This is a genomic window from Sphingobacterium thermophilum, assembly GCF_039541675.1.
GTDB classification, from domain to species: Bacteria; Bacteroidota; Bacteroidia; order Sphingobacteriales; family Sphingobacteriaceae; genus Sphingobacterium; species Sphingobacterium thermophilum.
In genome coordinates, this window is record NZ_BAABGR010000009.1 from 59,137 (window position 1) to 78,643 (window position 19,507).

Annotated in this window: 14 protein-coding genes; 5 read left to right on the top strand and 9 right to left on the bottom strand. The window is 41.6% G+C overall.

Annotated features, from left to right (window positions below; genetic code table 11):
- Position 1: 1 nt before the first annotated feature.
- The 9 genes from ABD873_RS05085 to polA all read right to left on the bottom strand — a co-directional run bounded on the left by ABD873_RS05085 (position 2) and on the right by polA (position 11,403).
- Complete coding sequence (locus tag ABD873_RS05085; protein WP_345065522.1) at positions 2-751, bottom strand: shikimate dehydrogenase family protein; 750 nt, start codon at positions 749-751, stop codon at positions 2-4.
- A complete protein-coding gene (locus ABD873_RS05090) occupies positions 744-2,156 on the bottom strand; it encodes a tetratricopeptide repeat protein (protein ID WP_345065527.1) in 1,413 nt (470 codons plus the stop codon). The genes ABD873_RS05085 and ABD873_RS05090 overlap by 8 nt, the downstream gene beginning before the upstream one ends.
- A 173-nt stretch (positions 2,157-2,329) precedes the next feature.
- Complete coding sequence (locus tag ABD873_RS05095; protein ID WP_345065562.1) at positions 2,330-3,703, bottom strand: OmpA family protein; 1,374 nt, start codon at positions 3,701-3,703, stop codon at positions 2,330-2,332.
- Between the two features lie 238 nt (positions 3,704-3,941).
- Positions 3,942-4,952: an inorganic phosphate transporter gene (locus ABD873_RS05100; RefSeq protein WP_345065530.1), complete on the bottom strand. Its 1,011-nt coding sequence runs from the start codon at positions 4,950-4,952 to the stop codon at positions 3,942-3,944.
- 28 nt (positions 4,953-4,980) lie between these two features.
- A complete protein-coding gene (locus ABD873_RS05105; protein ID WP_039054058.1) occupies positions 4,981-5,628 on the bottom strand; it encodes a DUF47 domain-containing protein in 648 nt (215 codons plus the stop codon).
- Between the two features lie 62 nt (positions 5,629-5,690).
- Complete coding sequence (locus tag ABD873_RS05110) at positions 5,691-6,725, bottom strand: sensor histidine kinase (RefSeq protein WP_345065538.1); 1,035 nt, start codon at positions 6,723-6,725, stop codon at positions 5,691-5,693.
- A gap of 56 nt (positions 6,726-6,781) precedes the next feature.
- Positions 6,782-7,435 (bottom strand): phosphatidylserine decarboxylase family protein, encoded by a 654-nt coding sequence (locus ABD873_RS05115; protein ID WP_039054059.1) that lies wholly within the window; start codon positions 7,433-7,435, stop codon positions 6,782-6,784.
- A 46-nt stretch (positions 7,436-7,481) separates the two neighbouring features.
- Positions 7,482-8,603, bottom strand: coding sequence for a toxin-antitoxin system YwqK family antitoxin (locus ABD873_RS05120; RefSeq protein ID WP_345065544.1), 1,122 nt, complete (start codon positions 8,601-8,603; stop codon positions 7,482-7,484).
- 4 nt (positions 8,604-8,607) lie between these two features.
- Positions 8,608-11,403: a DNA polymerase I gene (gene polA, locus ABD873_RS05125; protein ID WP_345065546.1), complete on the bottom strand. Its 2,796-nt coding sequence runs from the start codon at positions 11,401-11,403 to the stop codon at positions 8,608-8,610.
- A 119-nt stretch (positions 11,404-11,522) separates the two neighbouring features.
- On the opposite strand from polA, the gene rsgA reads away from it, so the two are divergent.
- The 5 genes from rsgA (at position 11,523) to ABD873_RS05150 (ending at position 19,386) form a co-directional block, all read left to right on the top strand.
- On the top strand, positions 11,523-12,443 hold the full coding sequence (gene rsgA, locus ABD873_RS05130; RefSeq protein ID WP_345065549.1) for a ribosome small subunit-dependent GTPase A: 921 nt from the start codon (positions 11,523-11,525) through the stop codon (positions 12,441-12,443).
- 68 nt (positions 12,444-12,511) lie between these two features.
- On the top strand, positions 12,512-14,338 hold the full coding sequence (locus tag ABD873_RS05135) for an AsmA family protein (RefSeq protein WP_345065552.1): 1,827 nt from the start codon (positions 12,512-12,514) through the stop codon (positions 14,336-14,338).
- 36 nt (positions 14,339-14,374) lie between these two features.
- Complete coding sequence (locus tag ABD873_RS05140; protein WP_345065555.1) at positions 14,375-16,162, top strand: TrkH family potassium uptake protein; 1,788 nt, start codon at positions 14,375-14,377, stop codon at positions 16,160-16,162.
- An 18-nt stretch (positions 16,163-16,180) separates the two neighbouring features.
- Positions 16,181-16,846 (top strand): potassium channel family protein, encoded by a 666-nt coding sequence (locus ABD873_RS05145; protein WP_039054065.1) that lies wholly within the window; start codon positions 16,181-16,183, stop codon positions 16,844-16,846.
- Between the two features lie 77 nt (positions 16,847-16,923).
- On the top strand, positions 16,924-19,386 hold the full coding sequence (locus ABD873_RS05150; protein WP_345065559.1) for a YfhO family protein: 2,463 nt from the start codon (positions 16,924-16,926) through the stop codon (positions 19,384-19,386).
- Positions 19,387-19,507 lie beyond the last annotated feature (121 nt).

The following is a 19,507-nucleotide window of genomic DNA, read 5'->3' on the forward strand; positions in this document are numbered from 1 at the left end:
GTCAAAAGTTGTTACGCCAGATTTCCCAATTTTTTTCGGCCTGTAGTACAAGCATCTCGTAACCATTTTTGGTGGAGGCTCCTCGCTCTTTTCCTTTACGTAGAAAGGTGGTCTCTTCCGGATTGTAAATCAGATCGTACAGGAGATGTTTGTCCGTAACAAACTCATAAGGAATAGCGGGACATTCTTCTATCTTGGGGAAAGTGCCCAAAGGGGAACAGTTGATTAGCAGGGTATGCTCTTTTATTAGCTGTTCATCCAGCGTGTCGTATGTAATGTCTCCGTTATTGAGGCTGCGGCTTACGATTTTGTATGATATGTCCAGCTTGTTCAACACATAGCACACCGCCTTTGCTGCACCACCGTTACCTAAGACCAATGCTTTGGTGTGATGGGGCCGTAAGAGCGGTTCCAGCGAGTTTTGGAAGCCAAAGGCGTCGGTATTATAACCTTTGAGTATGGTAGTACCGTTCTTTCTTTCTATGGTGATACAGTTTACCGCATTGATAGCTTCGGCCTCTTCCGACAATTCATCTAGGAAAGTCATGACAGCTTGTTTGTGCGGAATGGTAACATTAAATCCTTTAAAGCACTCGTCTTCCTGATATAACTTTGGAAAATCTGCAATATTTTCTATGGGATATAAATCGTAGTCAATATTTTCGATATTTTCCTTTTCGAATTTTTCCAAGTAATATTTTTTGGAGAAAGAATGTCCTAAAGGAAAACCTATCAGCCCCAATTTAATCATTGTTATCGCTATATTTTTTGATAATTTCTAAGATAAGTTGGTTGCCTTGTAACTGAGGTAAATATTCAAACAAGATATGATGTTTCTCAACGCCGAAAGATAGAGCGACTTCCAGATAGTTTAATGCTTCGTTATATTGACCGTTTGCGAAGAGGTAAGCCACCAGACGATAATACAGTTCGGCCGAATCCTCATTAATATGGATGGCTTCCATGATAGTGTCTATAGCTTCATCGATTTTGTGCTGCTCGAAATAAATAGAAGAGAAGTCTAGCCATGCCTCAATATCTGTGGGGTTAAGTTCTACCACTTTGCGGTAAGCTTCTTCGGATTCTTCAATTTGTCCGAGCTTATAGCGAGCATCCGCGATAGCAAACCAATATTCTGGATTTTCTTCATCCAGTTCTAAAGCTTTTTTATAGAAATGCAGTGATTCAAAGTAGCGCTCTTCGAAGTCCAACGTTACACCGATGCCGAACCAAGCATCCGCCATCTCATGATCTAACTTGACGGCCTTTTTGTAATATTCTCTTGCGGTCTCCATCAAGTCCAGCTTTTCGTAACACTCTCCAATAGCACAGTAGGTGTCAGCATTGGGTTGTTCGTATTCGAAAGTCTGTTTATACACTTCAATAGCTTCGGAATATCTTTCCAGATTCACCAAAGCGTTCCCTTTGTTGAAATATGCTGAAGAGAACGATTCGTTGATCAGGATAGCATAGTCATATGCGTCTATTGCCTCTTCGAATCGGTTAAGTCTATGATAGCAATTGCCTAAATAGTACCAGCAATAGTAAGAATATGGATCTTCGTCAATAAGTTGCTTGAAAAAGTTTAAAGCCTCATCTCCTTTATCCAGCATGTCAAAGCAGAATGCTAGTTCGGATAAGGCATCCGGGTTACTAGGATTATACCTTAATGCTTTTTTCAGATAATGTTTGGCTTTCTCATAATCCATCTGTAGCTGGTATAAGGTTGCCAATTGATAGTAAATTTCCTCTTTATTATCTGCATTCTGCAGCGATTGGTGCAATAGAGCTTCGGCATCATCGTATTTTCCCAATGATGCATATATTGTTCCTTTAATGAGAAGGATGTCAGAGTCTTGAGGTTCCAAAATCTCAGCCTTATCCAATGACTCTAGGGCAGAGGTGAACTGCCTCATATTGGCCAATAGCTGGGCTTTCTTGATATAGAAATTAGCCTCGTACGGATGCTGACTTGTGGCAAAGTCGATCACTTGCAGAGCTTTCACAGGCTCGTTCTTATCACAGTAGTAGTCTATAATACTCTCGAACATGCCTGCATCGAAGAAATATTGGTCCTCATTGCGGATCATTTCCTCAAAGCGACTGACAAATTTTTTTTGTTCTTCCGGAGACTCAAAGTCAAATTCTTCTTCCATATCACGTCCTGTTTGGTGAAAAATACGGTTATTTAAAATAAAACCGATACAAATATTTTCCACATTTTAACATCCTTTTGAATGTTAAAAGATTAAATAGTTTAAAAACTAAAGAGCCGTCTCGTGTCAAACGAGACGGCTCTTGTATTTAGTAATTATCTGAGTGCAGATAATTATTTTTTGATTTCAACGCGACGGTTCAAACGGCGACCTTCTTCTGTAGCGTTAGAAGCGATAGGGTTAGACTCGCCATAAGCGTTTACAGTGATGCTAGATGCAGGAACACCAGCGTTAACTAAGTATTGTTTTACTGCATTAGCACGGTCTTTAGAAAGGTTCAAGTTGTAAGCTTCTGTACCTTCAGCTGAAGCGTAACCATCTAAAGTAACTGTACCGTTTGATTCACGTAATTCTCGAGCTAATTTATCCAAAGTTGGATAAGATTCAGTTTTTAACACTGAGCTATCGAATTCGAATTGAATGTTAGGGTAGCTTTCGCTAACGATGTTTTTTTCTACTGGCTCTGGGAATTTGATAGGACATCCTGAACCGTCAACTACTGTACCAGCAGGAGTGTTAGGACATTTATCAAATTTGTCAGATACACCGTCACCGTCAGAATCTTTGTTCAACAAGTCAACAGTACTTTCTAAAGTAGATACACGTTGTTTCAACGCTTCAACTTCGTTGCGTAATGATGGATCTTTCAACTCATCGTATAATGTAGCAACTGGGTTAGCAAATGTTAAGTTTTCTTTATCACGTGAACCTAGAGTGAACTCTAAACCACCGTAGATGTTAGCGAAACGTTGGTTGTTAGTTCTAGCGGTTGGTCCGTAAAGAATAGACTCATCAGTGAAGTTCATTGTATAACCTAAGTTCAAGGCTACAACTTCAGATAATTTAAATTTAGCACCAACGCCTACTGGAACATACATTCCTAGACGGTAGTCACGATCACCAACTTTTTCTCGGTCACCGAAAAGTTCTTCACCCCACTTACCTTTGTTGTTGTAAACAACTGTACCATCGAAGTTGCTACCTGAATATTGAACAGGGTTGAAAGCGAAGGCACCTAAACCTACTTTAGCGTAGAAGTTTACAGCATTTTCTCTTCTTAAGAAGTCGATAGTACCTAATTGGAATACACCGTTTAAGCTACCTGCCCAGTTAACAGTAGTGATAGCAGATCTTGCACCAGATGTGCCTGGTTCAACACCACCTAAAGTTTCGTGGTTATAAGTTTTGATTTTACCACGGTTACCTTCTAATTCCAAACCAAATAAGTGGGAGAACTGTTTACGGATAGTTAAACCGTAATATTCACCAACTTTATTTTGGAAATAACCTACTTTTTGACCGAAAGCGTTTTGACCTCCGATGATTACGTTAGGAGTAGTTATACCTCCTTGTAAACCGATTGACCAAGTTCTGTATTGAGAACGGCCACCAAATACCGTAGGAGTTTGAGCTTGCACCTCAGTATAACCTAAAGCGGCTACTAAAGAAGCTGCAATCGCTGTTTTTTTAATTGTAGAATAGTTCATACTCTTTTGTTTAAGGTTATTAAAATTTTTAATTGTTTTCTTCTTTAACATTACTTAACAATAATAATGCCAAAATGTTCTCATATTTGATTGCGACAAATATTTTTTCTTGTTGGCAAAATTCTTGGCGTAAAGCTAAACATTTGTTTATTATTTATCAAGAGTTAATACTAAATATTATAGGATAACTCCATAAAAATAAGGATAATGTAGACAGCGAGCCACAAGTATAGTTTTCCTACAGGATATAATGAATGATAGCTATGGAAATTCCTCCTAGCACGGCACTTACCGGAATGGTTAATATCCAAGCCCATAATAGACTTATTGTCACCCCCCATCGTACAGCGGATACGCGTTTTACTACCCCTACGCCTATGATAGCTCCTGTGATAGTGTGAGTCGTTGAAGCAGGAATTCCGAAATGCTCGGTTATACCTAATGTTACTGCTCCTGCGGCTTCGGCACTAACTCCTTCCAGAGGTGTTACCTTTGTGATCTTGCTTCCCATAGTTTTGACGATTTTCCATCCTCCGCTCATTGTTCCTGCTGCAATGGCTACATAGCACGACAGCGGAATCCATTCCGGCATATGGTCGCCCGGGGATACCGCACCTCCTGCGATCATAGCTACGAAGATGATTCCCATTACCTTTTGCGCGTCGTTACCTCCGTGAGCGAAGCTCAAGCTAGCCGATGATACCAGTTGAAGGATTTTAAACCATTTTTCTGCAACGCGTGGCTTGGCATTTCTGCATATATTAATGATGATTAAGGTAATAATAACGGAAATGGTCATACCTATGACCGGCGCCAAGACAATGAAAGAAATAATCTTTAAAGTAGCATTTACGTTTATTGCATCGAAAGGGTTTACCCCCAAGAACATAGCGTATGCCATCCCTGAACCGGCAAATCCTCCAATAAGGGTATGTGATGAGCTGGATGGTATGCCGTAGTACCATGTGAAGAGGTTCCACGAAATAGCGGCAACAAGTCCGGCAAAGATTACTTCCAATGTTATATATTCTTCCAGTACTGTTTTGGCGATGGTATTGGCAACTTTGTGGTCTGTAAAATAAAAGTATGCGGCAAAGTTGAAAAGTGCGGCCCAAAGTACAGCCATGGCTGGCGTCAATACCTTAGTGGACACAATTGTAGCGATGGAGTTGGCAGCATCATGAAATCCATTGATATAATCAAATGCGATAGCCAAAACGATAACTACAACTAATAATGTTGAAATCATAATGTGTTTCTTGTTTTAAAGAGTCAGATTAAGCATTCTTAACAAGGATACTTTCTAATACGTTGGCTACATCCTCACATTTGTCTGTCGCATCTTCCATGGCTGACAAAACTTCCTTTTGTTTGATCAAAGAGATGGCATCTTTTTCATTTTCGAATAGATCTGCTACTGCTTTGTCAAAGATATAGTCTGCTTTGTTTTCGACACTGTTGATACGCACGCAAGAATCTGTGATGTTACGGATATTTTTCAGGTCCTTCAGTTCGTACATCGCTTTGGCGATATGTTCTGTCGCTTCTAGGATAAGGTCCGTAATTTCTATCATTGGTAAGGTTGCGCCTTCTAGTTTGTATAGTTCAATGCGACTAGAGGCGGTGTGGATAAAGTCGGCTACATCGTCTAGCGAGCTTGCCAAAGCGTGTATGTCTTCGCGGTCAAAAGGAGTGATGAAGTTGCGCCCTAACTCTAAGTGAATCTGGTGGGTGATGTTATCCCCGACATGTTCCAAATCTTCTAACTTTTTATATAAGGCAGTTCTTGTTTCCGGGTCTGAAGAATTTACACATTCTTTCAAGAGTTTGGCCATGTCGATAAGGTTGGTGCCGGCCTGTTCGAATAAAGGAAAGAACTTTTTGTCCTTAGGAACAAAATACTGAAAAATGCTATTCAATGACATATACGTATATTTTGGGCCTAAAATATGCTATTAATGTTAACTTAATGTTAAGTCTGGAATTTTTAGCTGGCTTTATACTTCTCCAAAGTGAAGCCGAAAGTTGTTCCTATTCCTTCTGTACTACGGACATGTACAGTCTGCTGATGTGCTTCTATGATATGTTTTACAATAGATAGCCCCAACCCGGACCCTCCAATGTCACGGGAGCGACTTCTATCCGTTCGGAAAAATCTTTCAAATACGCGCGGCAGCAGCTTTTCGTCTATACCTTGCCCGTTATCGGTCACCTCTACAAGAATCTGATCCAAAAGGTGATAGACATTAATTTTGGTTTTTCCTCCGTCAATTCCATATTTTATGGAGTTGTCGATAAGGTTAATGAGCACCTGCTGGATGCGCTGTCTGTCTGCCTTGACATATATCGGGGTATTACTTTTCAAGTCTGCAACAAGCTGAATATTCTGCTTTTTGGCTTTGTCTTCCAAGTGACTTACGGTCTCGAAGATAAGCTCCGCTAAGTCAAATTTCTGCATGTTGATGGAGATCTGGCCTGTTTCCAGTTTGGTAATCTCATCTAGGTCGTTAATGAGAAAAGTTAGTCTGTCAATATTTTTGGCGGCTTTTTCTAAAAACTGTTGTGCCATCACGGGATCATCTTGCATCATGCCGTCTTGGAGGTTTTCTATATAACCTTGGATCGCAAAGAGAGGGGTTTTGAATTCGTGCGAAATATTGGAAAGAAACTCCCTTCGGTAAACCTCCTGTTTTTTCAGCTGTTCAATTTCTGAAGCTTTTTGTTTGGCCCAATCTCTTACCTCTTCTTCCGCATTTTTTATGGGGTCGTCACTGCTGTGTTGTGCCAATACGATTTTCATGTCTTTACCAAGTTTGAGGCTTCGTATCAGCTTATACATGTTGCTGATTCGGTTTTGGATATATTGTTGAAGAACGTTATGCAAAAGGATGAAGGACACCACCAAAGCCACGAAGAACACTAAGGCCGTCTGTTGACCTTTGTGAGTGAAATAATATACCGTAAGGGCTATCGTAAGACTGAATACGCCCGAGATATAAAAGACAAGCAGTTTAAAGTTCATAAAAAAAGCTTCATTATATAATGAAGCTAATTTACTATAATAATGTTATGTTATTGTTAAAAGCGGGCGATAATTGTTTTTCCACCAACTACTTTATCTCCAATATTGACAGCGACTTTCGTTCCTAGCGGAAGGAATATGTCCACACGCGAACCGAATTTGATAAAGCCGAATTCATCTCCTTGTCTTACCACGTCATTTTGTTTTACATACCATACGATTCGGCGGGCAAGAGCTCCGGCTATCTGACGGAATAGAACTTCCACGCCATCCTGTTTTTTTACGACCACGGTGGTCCTTTCGTTTAGGGTGGATGATTTAGGGTGCCAAGCTACCAAAAATTTTCCCGGATGGTATTTGAAGTAAGAAACGACTCCAGACACAGGGTTTCTGTTTATGTGCACATTTGTTGGTGACATGAAAATAGATATCTGTAACCTTTTGTCGTTAAAATATTCGGTTTCTTCGGTTTCTTCTATAACGACGATTTTTCCATCCGCAGGACATAACACTGCGTTGTCGTCGATGTGGATGGTTCTCTTCGGCGAACGGAAAAATTGCACGATAGCAATAAACAAGAAAGCTGATAGCAGATATAAAAACCACTTAATGAATATGTTAGCGTCGAAATAATCTGCAACAGCATTAATAACAAAAATAAATAATACGACTAATGCAAGACTCGTATAACCTTCTTTATGAAATTTCATTAATAATCCTTTTATGCAAATATAGTCAACTGGAGCGAATATTCAGCTAGTAGCCTTTTTCTCTTTTCAGATTGAAGCCTGTCATGACGATCTCATCATCCTCCTGATGAAGAGTCAAGGTAATGGTTATGTTGTCTTTTATAGGCTCCTCGTCTAGCATGGATGGGATAAAGTAATTCATACTTTCAAAGATTTCTATTAATCTTCTTTTTTCTCTTGTATTAAGGTTCTGAGGTTCTTCCACGACTTTGGCGTCGATAGGCTCGCCATTTTTTCCGACGACATAAAGTACGGCTATTTGCATTTCCCGATGATTTCTTTCCAAGGGAAGGGATTCAATCAGGAAGGAGAACTTCTTCTTGGTATATTCTAGGAATCCTGAATAGTTGTCGAAGTTGCACTCATGCTTCTGTCCGACTTCGGCAAAGGGAAAATGTTCTGTGGGAATAAAAGAAAAATCATCTTCATCCAAATATTCTGTCACATAAGGTTCTTCGTAGTATACACTTTGCTGTTGCCCGTCTTTGAATCTTTCTACAAAGAGAAGGGCACCGGTTTCGTTTTCACGCCATTGGCCATGGGTAAACCACACACCGTGAGGCTTGCCGTTGGCAAGTTTGCCGGAGCGGCTGTACGATCTGAACCCTTGATCTGTATAACCTACTATGGGAGCTCTAATGACATATTCTCCGTTGCCATCGACAACTTTGTGTTCTCCTGCTCGGTTCCAATATTGTTGTATAGTGAAATTATGGAGTGTGTCGTAATATAACACCAGCATAGGTTTCCCATCCGGATAATAGTATTTCCATTGGCCGGAAGGAAAGTTGTTCTTATAGTCTACCTCCCATTTTAGTTGTCCGTTAGGGTGGTACGCTTTAAAAGTTCCTTCTTTCTTTCCGTTGAGATAGTGACCTTCCAGAATTAGTTTTCCCCAGCTGTTGAAGTCCTTGAAAGGACCGTCAAATTGGAGTTTTGCATCGTCAAATTGAGCAACTCTTTCAATAGATTTATATTGGCAGTTTTTGTCGACCAAATAATATTTATGGTCGAAGAAGAGCCTTATGTATCCATTTGCTGCCGGCTCCGCATAGCGGGTGGTTTGCGCCATGGCGTTGGAGCTGAACAGCAGCAGGACAAGCCATATAAATCTTTTGAGAGCTTCCATAATTTTAATGAGCTTCCAACCAGTTTTTGCCGATGCCTATTTCCACGACTATCGGAACACGCATAGGTATGGCTGTTGGCATCCGATGTAAGATAATATTTTTAAAGGCGTCGAGTTCTTTCTCCGGAATGTCGAAGACCAACTCGTCATGCACTTGCATGATCATCTTGCCTTTCAAACCTTGGTCTTCGATATCTTTTTGGATGTTTATCATCGCCACCTTAATCATATCGGCTGCAGAACCTTGGATAGGGGCATTGATGGCATTTCGCTCGGCAAATCCTCTTACGGTCATGTTGGCGGAGTTGATGTCGCGCAGATAACGTCGTCGTTTGAGAATAGTTTCTACGTAGCCGTTTTCTTTGGCGGTTTCTACCACTTTAGACATGTACTGCTTGATACCTTTGTACTGCTTGAAATATTGTTCGATGATATCTGCAGCTTCTTTGCGCGGTATGCCGAGGCTTTGTGATAGACCAAATGCGGACTGTCCATAGATGATGCCGAAGTTTACCGCCTTTGCATTACGTCTTTGGTCTGCCGTAACCTGGTCTATGTCCACACCATACACTTTGGCGGCCGTAGCACGGTGGATGTCTTGCCCAAGAGCGAAAGCTTCCAGCATGTGTTCGTCCTGGCTTAGCTCAGCCATGATGCGTAATTCTATCTGCGAGTAGTCGGCAGAAAGGATAATATTTTCTTCTTCACGCGGAATAAAGGCCTTACGTACTTCTCTTCCTTTTTCCGTACGAATAGGGATATTTTGCAGATTCGGATTTGTAGAGCTCAGACGTCCTGTGGCGGCCACAGCTTGGTTGTAGGAAGTGTGTATAAGTCCGGTATTCGGGTTTATCAAGGTTGGGAGAGCATCTACATACGTGGACTTCAACTTTTGATATTGACGAAAATCGAGGATGTCTTGTACAATGTCCGACTTATGGGCTAAGGCGGATAAGACGTCTTCTCCTGTTTTATACTGACCGGTTTTTGTTTTTTTCGCTTTAGGGTCTAACTGTAGTTTGTCAAACAGCACTTCCCCCAATTGTTTTGGTGAAGCTATGTTGAACTTTATACCTGCCTTTTCGTAGATGCGGTTCTCGAGCTCCGCAATATCCTGTTGTAGAGATTGGGAGAATATGTGGAGCGTGTCGACATCTATTTTTACACCGTTTCTTTCCATCTGCGCCAATGTATACACCAATGGAAACTCTACCTTTTCAGCCAATTCTTTGGTAAAGGTGCTCTCCAGTAGTGGAACAAACTTTTCATAAAGCTGCCACGTGATGTCGGCATCCTCTGCGGCATATTCTTTTATTTTGTCGATGTCCACATCTTTCATGTTTCCTTGGTTTTTGCCTTTGCTGCCAATAAGTTCGGTGATAGATACCGGTGTATAATTGAGGTATGTCTCAGCCAAGATGTCCATGCCGTGGCGGGTATCCGGATCTATAAGGTAGTGTGCCAACATGGTGTCGAAGATCTGTCCTCTGACATGTATATCGTATTTGGAAAGCAGAAGGATATCGTATTTTAGATTCTGACCTACTTTTTTTATGCTTTCATTCTCAAAAATAGGTTTTAGGATGTTTAAAATCTCTAGGGCACCACTCCTGTCCTGCGGGGTAGGGATATAATATGCTTTTGCTTTCTCATAACAGAAAGAAAGGCCGACGATATCTGCCGTGAGCGCCTCCAAACCTGTGGCTTCGGTGTCAAAGCAGAACACAGTCTGTGTTTTTAGCTCTTCAGCAAAGGCTTTGACGGCCTCGATGTGGTCCAAAAGGATATATTCGTGCGGCGTGTTATGGATGTTGTTAGCGCCAGCAGCAGCTGTTGTGGAGGATACTTCTGCTGGTTGTGATATTTCTGCCGGTGAGGCAAAGAGGTCCATCTGTGCAGAATTCGGTTTCGATGTGTCCAGCACAGAAAAGTCGTCGCCAAATACCCGTTTTCCCAAGGTTCTGAATTCCAGCTCGGCAAAAAGAGGTTCTAACACTTCGCGATTCGGCTCTGATAGTTTGAGCTTTTCTTCATCCAGCTCGACAGGCACATCCAGAAGGATGGTAGCCAGCTTTTTAGAGATTAGCCCCTGCTCGGCATGGTTGATGACATTTTCTTTGAGCTTTCCTTTTAGCTTATCGGCATTGGCAATCAGGTTTTCTATAGAGCCGAATTCTTGGATCAGCTTTTTAGCAGTCTTTTCTCCGATCCCAGGAATGCCGGGGATGTTGTCTACAGCATCTCCCCAAAGCCCAAGAATGTCAATGACCTGCGATACATCGCTGATTTCCCATTTTTCTAGGATTTCAGCAACACCTAACGTTTCGGCGCCATTACCCATTCTGGCAGGCTTATAAATAAAAATGTTCTCAGACACTAGTTGTCCGAAGTCTTTGTCCGGCGTCATACAGTAGACGGTAAAGCCTTCTTTTTCGGCTTTCTTGGCCAACGTGCCGATGATGTCGTCGGCCTCATAACCATCTTTGGTGATCAGTGGAATATTAAATCCTTCGATAAGTCTATATATATAGGGAATGGATTTGGCTAAATCTTCAGGCATCTCTTCACGATGCGCTTTATAGGATTCGAACTCTATATGTCTGTTTGTCGGTGCTGCGGTGTCAAAAACTACAGCCATATGTGTAGGCTGTTGGTTTTTAAGAACTTCAAGAAGAGTATTCGTGAAGCCCATAATAGCCCCTGTGTTCAGGCCATAAGAAGTCAGTCTTGGCACCTTGCTCAGTGCAAAGTAGGCTCTGTATATTAGAGCCATTCCATCCAGAAGAAATAGTTTTTTCACTATAAATTAATTTAAGTCTCTTTACAAAGGTAATAAAATCGATAAGCCATATATTAACAATTTTTGCGACTTTTGTATAAACGGTCGTAACAGAATACATACAATAAGGCAATTTATATATGAGAGGATTAGTCGTAAAGTCTACAGGTAGTTGGTATCAGGTGTTAGGCGAGGATCAGCACATGTATGATTGCCGTATTAAAGGAAAGTTCAGGATAAAAGGAATAAAGACGACCAATCCTATCGCTGTGGGCGACTGGGTGCAGTTTGAGATAGAGTCCTCTCAGGACACAGCAGTGATTACGGCCCTGGAGCCCCGCAAGAATTATATCATCCGTAAATCCGTAAACCTGTCCAAGCAAACACAAATTATAGGAGCCAATCTGGATCAGGCTATCTTGGTGGTGACCTTGGCTTCGCCGCCAACCTCTCTGGGATTTATCGACAGGTTTTTGGTGACGGCGGAGGCGTATGATGTACCGGCAGTTTTGGTGTTCAACAAGCTGGACCTTTTTAGCGAGGAAGGGTTGGAAATCCTTGAAGAATATAAGTCTATGTACGAAAGTATAGGCTATCCTTGCTATGCTGTGTCTGCGGTCGAAGGAACCAATATAGATCAGATCAAAGCACTTCTCAAAGATAAGGTAACCTTGGTGTCGGGCCATTCCGGAGTAGGGAAGTCTACTCTCATTAATGCTATTGTGCCGGAAGCCAATCTCAAAACCGGTGATATCTCCAACTGGTCGGATAAGGGCAAGCATACGACGACCTTTGCCGAGATGATTCATCTCCCTTTCGGAGGTAAACTGATAGACACTCCCGGCATACGCGAATTGGGTATAGTGAATATAGAAAAGCAGGAACTCTGTCACTTTTTCCCGGAGATGAGGGCCCGCCTCAACCAATGTAAGTTCAATAACTGTGTACATATCAACGAGCCCGGATGTGTAGTGATAGAGGCGGTGGAAGAAGGGCTTATTTCGCCGACACGATATGACAGCTATGTAAGCATGTACTATAACGAAGATAACCGAAATTAAAGCATAAAATTATTCCAATATGAACAAAGTGCTTAGTTTATTGTTTTATAATTCAATAAATTAAGCTTATGCGACCAATATGGAAATGGATCATTGGCGGAGTGCTTCTTAGTATTCTTGTGCTAGTGGGAGTAATATGGTACTATAGTCACAACTGGAAGCCTATCGTTGAGGCCAAACTTAAAGAGGTGGTCCATTATTCAACTAATGGTCTTTATACTTTGCAATATGAAGACTTGGATCTGAATATAGGTTTAGGAAATGCTACTCTCTCAAATGCCGAGCTTATTCCCGATTCGGCTGTATACCGCAGGATGGTAGAGGCCCAGGAGGCTCCAAACAATCGTTATCACATAAAGATCAAAAAGCTGAGAGTTAGAAATTTCAGTTTGCTGGATGCTTTGTCCAAAAAGAAGCTCAATATACGTACCATACTTCTCGAAGAACCATCGCTGCATTTGATAAGTGAATACCACTCTTTTAATGACACCATTCGGGATAAGTCGCGTAAGACACTTTACGAAAGTATTAAGAATATCTTTACGGCAGTGAATGTGAGGGATATCCATATGGATAATATAAAGTTCAGATATACAAAATATGAAGCGGGAAACCGTAGTGTCATGAATCTGGAAAAGGCCAAGGTCAGCGTGCATGACGTATTGATAGATGAAACATCTTTAGAAGATACAAGCAGGCTTTACTATACAAAAATGGTGCTGGTCGAAATTCCGGGTTTTGAATACGACTTGCCCGACGGCTTTTATAAGGCAAAATTCAAAGGACTGAAGATAAATACGCGCGAGCAGAATGTACTTTTTACCGATGTGGAGTATAGGCCTAGGATGAATAAACCCACTTTCTATAAGTTGAAGAAGCAAAATGTGACGATGGCGGTCTTGAAGTTTGACACGTTGCGCGTGGAACATTTGGACTTTAAGGAACTTATCGACAACCAGAAGACCCTTGCGGCGAAGGTACAGTTGAAAAATGGCGCTGTGGACTTGTCTGCAGATAAGCGCTATCCCAAATATCCGGTAGTAAAAATAGGACATTCCCCTCATCAGAAGCTCATGAAGATGACAAAACTCCTGCGACTGGACACGGTGGTGGTTGACAACGTTTCGGTGACGTATCATGAGATGAGTGGCAAATATTTTAGAGAGGGATCAATCAGTTTTAACCATGCTACAGGGGTGCTGACCAATGTGACGAACGACACGATGGCCTTAAAAAAGGACCGCTTTATGCGAGCAGATCTGAAAGCAAGAATCATGAATACAGGATCTCTGCATGCTAAATTTGGTTTTGATATGCTAAGCCCCACGGGCTATCATACCTATAGTGGCACTCTCGGTCCTATGCAGGCTACTGCCTTCGACAGAATCCTACGGCCTCTGTTGAATGTGGAAATTACCTCGGGAAATATAAAGCATATCGCTTTCAATATGGAAGGTACCGATAGAAAAAACTGGGGAGAGTTTCGTTTTGACTATGACAATCTGAAAATAAATATCCTCAACAAAGTAGACGAAAAGGGCACACAATCCTCAAAGAAAGTAGTTTCTTATCTTATAAATCATATTCTGATAAACGACAGCAACCCTGATGACAAAGGTGAATATCATATAGGTAAGGTAAACTATGCCCGCGTTCCGGAGCATACTTTCTTCAAAACACTCTGGCAAAGTCTGCTGGAAGGCATCAAGCAATGTACGGGAATAAGTAAGGAGCGTGAGGCCAAACTGATGGGATTGGCAGATACAGGCAAAGATGTGGTGGATAAGGGAAAAGATATCGTCGAAGGAGCAAAAGATGTAACCAAGAAAACGGGAAATTTTATTAAAGGTTTGTTTAAGAAAAAAGATAATTCTAAAGAGGATTCGAAAAACTAATTGCTTATAAGCAAACTATATTGCTATGTTTGTACTATGGATTCCATAGCGAGCTTTTTAAAATTTTTGTTTCGCTACCGCAAGGGGATAGTGGATAGAATTATGTTTTATGTGAGCATGATATGTGCGTTGACAGTCATAGCTCATGTAGGCTATATCACCGATCCTGTCATGGCAGGATGCACCAAAAGAGCAATCTACTGCATGTTCTATGGAGTTTCTCTGCTGGAAGTTTTACGCACAGGCTCATATCTCTACGCCAGCCGGAAAATCAATGTTTCTCAATATTCAGGCTTAGCAGTAGTAGCCATTCTCTTTTTGATTATTCTTGCGCGGTTGAGCTCCAGTCCATGGCTAGACTACTTCGCTCGTGACGAATGGATGTATTTCGGTATAGGTGTGATATTTCTCTCGGAATTATCCAAGAGCACTCTTTTCTTCGACAACTTCTACTTCAACCCTACAATTTTATTTGTTATAAGTTTCATCGGACTGATTCTGGTGGGCACATTGCTGTTGATGTTACCACGTACATCTTTGGTTGCGCCATTAGGCTTTGTGGATGCACTATTTATGTCTACCAGTGCGGTATGTATCACGGGACTCACGGTGACCGATATATCGACCAATTTTTCCTTATTCGGCCAAACAGTGATTTTGATATTGATGCAGGTGGGAGGGTTAGGTATTATGACCTTCACCGGCTTCTTTGGCTATTTCTTTTCCGGAGGATTCTCTTATAAGAATCAGCTGATGTTTGGGGAGATTTTGGGGCAGAATAAGCTTAACTCGGTTATCAATACATTGCTGACCATTATTTCCATCACATTGCTTTTCGAATTGATAGGGGCGGCATTCATCTTTTTTTCGGTGAAAGAAAGCCTCTTTGATAACGTGGGGGAAAGGGTCTTCTTTTCCATATTTCATTCGGTATCTTCTTTTTGTAATGCCGGATTTACTACTATGAGTGGCGGTATTAGCAATGAAGCTTTCCGCTTTAACTATTCTTTCCAGATGGTTTTGGCTTTCATCTTCATTCTTGGAGGAATGGGCTTCGGTACCGTGTACAATTTTTATACTTATATAAGGACGCAGGTGCAAGGACTTATCAAAGCGGTGATTCAGAAGAAACATTTTGTGCATAAGGCACAGTCCTTTTCTTTCAATACCAAGTTTATTGTCTTATGTAACGTGGTCGTCATGGTGTTGGCTACGATATCCTACTATCTGATGGAGCAGAGGCATTCGCTGATGCAAGAAGGCAACTCTTGGGGAGAATGGATAACAGCCTTTTTTATGGCTAATTCTTCACGTTCGCCGGGATTCAACAGTGTGGACATAAATATGGTTAGTGTGCCTTCGTTGATTATGATTACTACGCTGATGTGGATAGGTGTGGCTCCAGGCTCAACAGGAGGAGGAGTGAAGGTGACGACTGTAGCCTTGGCCTTCATGAATATCATTGCTTTGGCGCGTGGTAAGGATTCTATAGAAATATTTAGAAGGAAGATTGCTGCAGAATCTGTAAATAAAGCTTTTGCCATTATAGTACTGTCAGTGTTGGCTATCACATTCTCTTTCATTCTTTTGAATGTTACCGATCCGCAGATAGAAATGATTCCTTTGCTTTTTGAATCCATTTCGGCGTATGCTACCTGTGGTTTAAGTATGGGGGTGACACCTCTGTTAAGCCCTGCAGGTAAGTTTATTCTGATTTTTACGATGTTTGTGGGAAGGGTTGGTATGCTGACATTGTTGGTAGCTTTCATTAAAAACACAAAAAACAAGAGTTATATTTACCCAACGGAGAAGCTTCTTTTCTGATTATAATAAAGATATTCGATGAAGTATATAGTATTAGGATTAGGGCACTTCGGCCGCTCCTTGGCCATACATCTTACAGAGCTAGGCCATGAGGTTATCGCCGCCGACAAAAATATCCAGATTGTGGAGCAGCTGAAAGATAAAATTACCCATACGGTGTGTCTGGATACGACTGACCGTGAGGCGGTAAGCTCCTTGCCACTGAAAGACTGTGATGCCTTGGTGGTGGCTATAGGGGAAGACGAAGGGGCATCCTTGATGACCGCTGCTCTGGTGAAACAGCTGGGCGTAAAAAGAATTATAGGCCGTGTGGTTTCTGACCTTCAAAAGACGGTGATGGAAGCTATGCAGATGGACGAATATATCATGCCGGAAGAGGAGGCTGCTGAAAGGCTTGCCATGCGGCTGGACAACATTGACATCGTAGACTCCTTTAAGGTATCAGACAGATATAGTATTATAGAGACCAAGGTGCCTAACAAATATGTGGGTATGACCTTGAGAGAGGCTGACCTGACAAACAGATACAAAGTTATAGTGCTGACGACTATCACGGGTCAGAATGGTGGAGATAAGGAAGCTACAGGTATCGCTAAGTCGGATACTGTTTTGAGGGAAAATGATTTGCTTGTGCTGTTCGGTCAACTTTCGGACATCAAAAAGTTGATCGAAAAGGGAAACTAATTCCATAATGCCTTGTAAAATATTGAAAGCAATTCTATATTTTTGGGACATTATCAAAAATAACCGCTAAACAATTCATGAAAAACTGGTTTAAGGAGAATTCCTCACACTTAATTGTTATTGCTATATTCTTTGTACTGGTATTTTTCTATTTCTCACCAGTATGGCAAGGTAAGGTACTTTCACAACACGACGTTGTGCAGGCCATGGGAAGCCAGAAAGAGCTTTTCGACTACAAAGAAAAAGATGGACATGCGCCCAACTGGACAAACTCCATGTTTGGAGGTATGCCTACCTATCAGATATGGTATGAACACGCTACGAACGTAGGGACATACATCAGTAAAGCTATAAAGGCTGTATTCCCTTCTCCGGCAGATATCATTTTGACTTATCTTTTGGGAGCCTACTTTCTTCTTTGTGTGTTAAGACTTAAACCATGGTTGGCCGCGGCAGGCGCCATCGCTATAACATTTTCGTCCTACAACTTCATCTATATAGAGGCAGGACATGTGAACAAGGCTTATGCCATAGCTTATTTAGCGCCGATTATAGGTGCGGTAATCATGTGCTATAGAGGTAATAGGCTGTGGGGAGGACTTTTACTAGCCTTATTTTTGGCGTTGGAAATACGTACCAACCACGTACAGATGACTTATTACCTTTTCCTAGCGCTTTTAGTATATGTAGGGGTAGAGCTCTACTATGCTATACGTGAGAAGAAGATTGCGGATTTTGTTAAGAATTCTGCTGTACAGCTTGGGGCAGTAATTCTGGCGGTAGCGGTAAATGCCACCGTGCTATTTCCTACCTATGAATACAGCAAGCTGACAACTCGTGGTAAAGCTAACCTTACAAAGACAGAAGATGGCAAATCCACCGCAGGGTTGGATAAGGAATATGCATACGCTTGGAGCCAAGGGGTAGGAGAAAACCTGACCTTCATCATCCCTAATGCTTATGGCGGCAAGTCGCAAGGCGTATTGGATGAAAAGTCTCATGTGGCGAAGTTTTTCACTAATCTGGGAGCTCCTCAAGATCAAGCCGTGATGTACGCCCAGAGCCTTCCAACATATTGGGGAGAGAAGTCGTTTACTTCTGGACCTTGGTATTTTGGTGTAGGCATAGTGGCACTTTTCATTTTAGGCTTGTTTGTGGTTAGAGGAAAGTTGAAGTGGTGGATTCTGTGGGCTACCATCCTAACCATATTGCTGTCGTTTGGTAAACATTTCCCATTAGTATCCGATTTGTTCTTCGACTATTTTCCGATGTACAATAAGTTCAGAGCGGTAGAATCTATTTTGATCATTCCATCCATCCTGATTCCTTTATTGGCTGCATTAGCGATACATGAGATTATTACTCGTAAAGAGGAAATTGTGGATTTAGATAAAAAGGTGCTTTACAGCTTTGGTGTTGTGGGGGTCCTGTGTCTAATCGTGGCCTTAATGCCTAATATATTAAGTTTCCGCATTGCCGATCATCAGAACTTTGTGGCCATGTTGTCGCAACAGTTAGGGGATGCTAACTTAGCTAGTCAGTTGGCTGATGCTCTGATCAAAGATAGGGCCTCTTTAGCATCATCGGATGCATGGCGTTCGTTCTTTATCTTAGTGCTGATCTTTGCATTTGTGTGGGCCTTCCTGAAAAGAAAGACTAATGCTACCGTGCTTATTGTGGCTGTAGGAGCTATAACATTAATAGATCTTTGGTCTGTAGATAAAAGATATCTAAATAACGATGCGTTCGTAGATAAGAGTGTCTTGAAAAATCCTATTGTGGAGCGTGAGGTAGATCAATTGATAAAGCTGGATAAAGATCTTAGCTACCGCGTGTTGGATTTGACGACCAATCCATTCTCGGATGCTAGAACTTCATACTTCCATAAGAGTCTAGGCGGCTACCATGCTGCAAAGCTGATGCGCTTCCAAGAAATTTTGGAACACCAGTTTAATGGTGCAATCAATGAGGATGTGTTGGATATGTTCAACGTTCGTTACCTTATCACAAAGGATTCTCAGAATAATGTAGAAAGCATACAAAGAAGATCAACTGCTGCCGGCAACGCTTGGTTTGTGGACAAAGTGACCTTCGTGAAGGATAATGACGAAGAGATGATGGCAATAAACAGCTTTGATCCTTCCAAAGAGGCTTTCGTACATCAAGAATTCAAAAGCAAAATCGACGAGAAGCGATTAGGTCTTGCCAACAACGCTTCCATAAAGCTTACTTCATATCATCCGGATAAGTTGGAATACGAATACACTGCGCCGAATGATGTCTTTGCTGTGTTCTCGGAAGTGTATTACGATAAAGGTTGGAAAGCATATGTAGATGGCGAAGAGGTGCCTATCCTTCGTGCTAACTATATCTTGCGTGCATTGCAATTGCCGGGAGGAAATCACAAAGTAGAGTTTGTGTTTGAACCTACGACAGTGAAGGTCAGCAATGCAGTTTCCCTAGCCGGTTCCATCGTACTGGTATTGGGCTTGTTAGGTGGAATTTTCGTTTCCTCAAGAAAAAAGAAAACCACAAAATAATTGATTAAAAAGGCTTCTCATCTGGACTGCCCCCAAAAAGTTGGACGAATTTATGCAATATTTTTGATATGATGAGCTCGGTATTCTACCGGGCTCATTCCATTTAAATTAGTTCTTATCC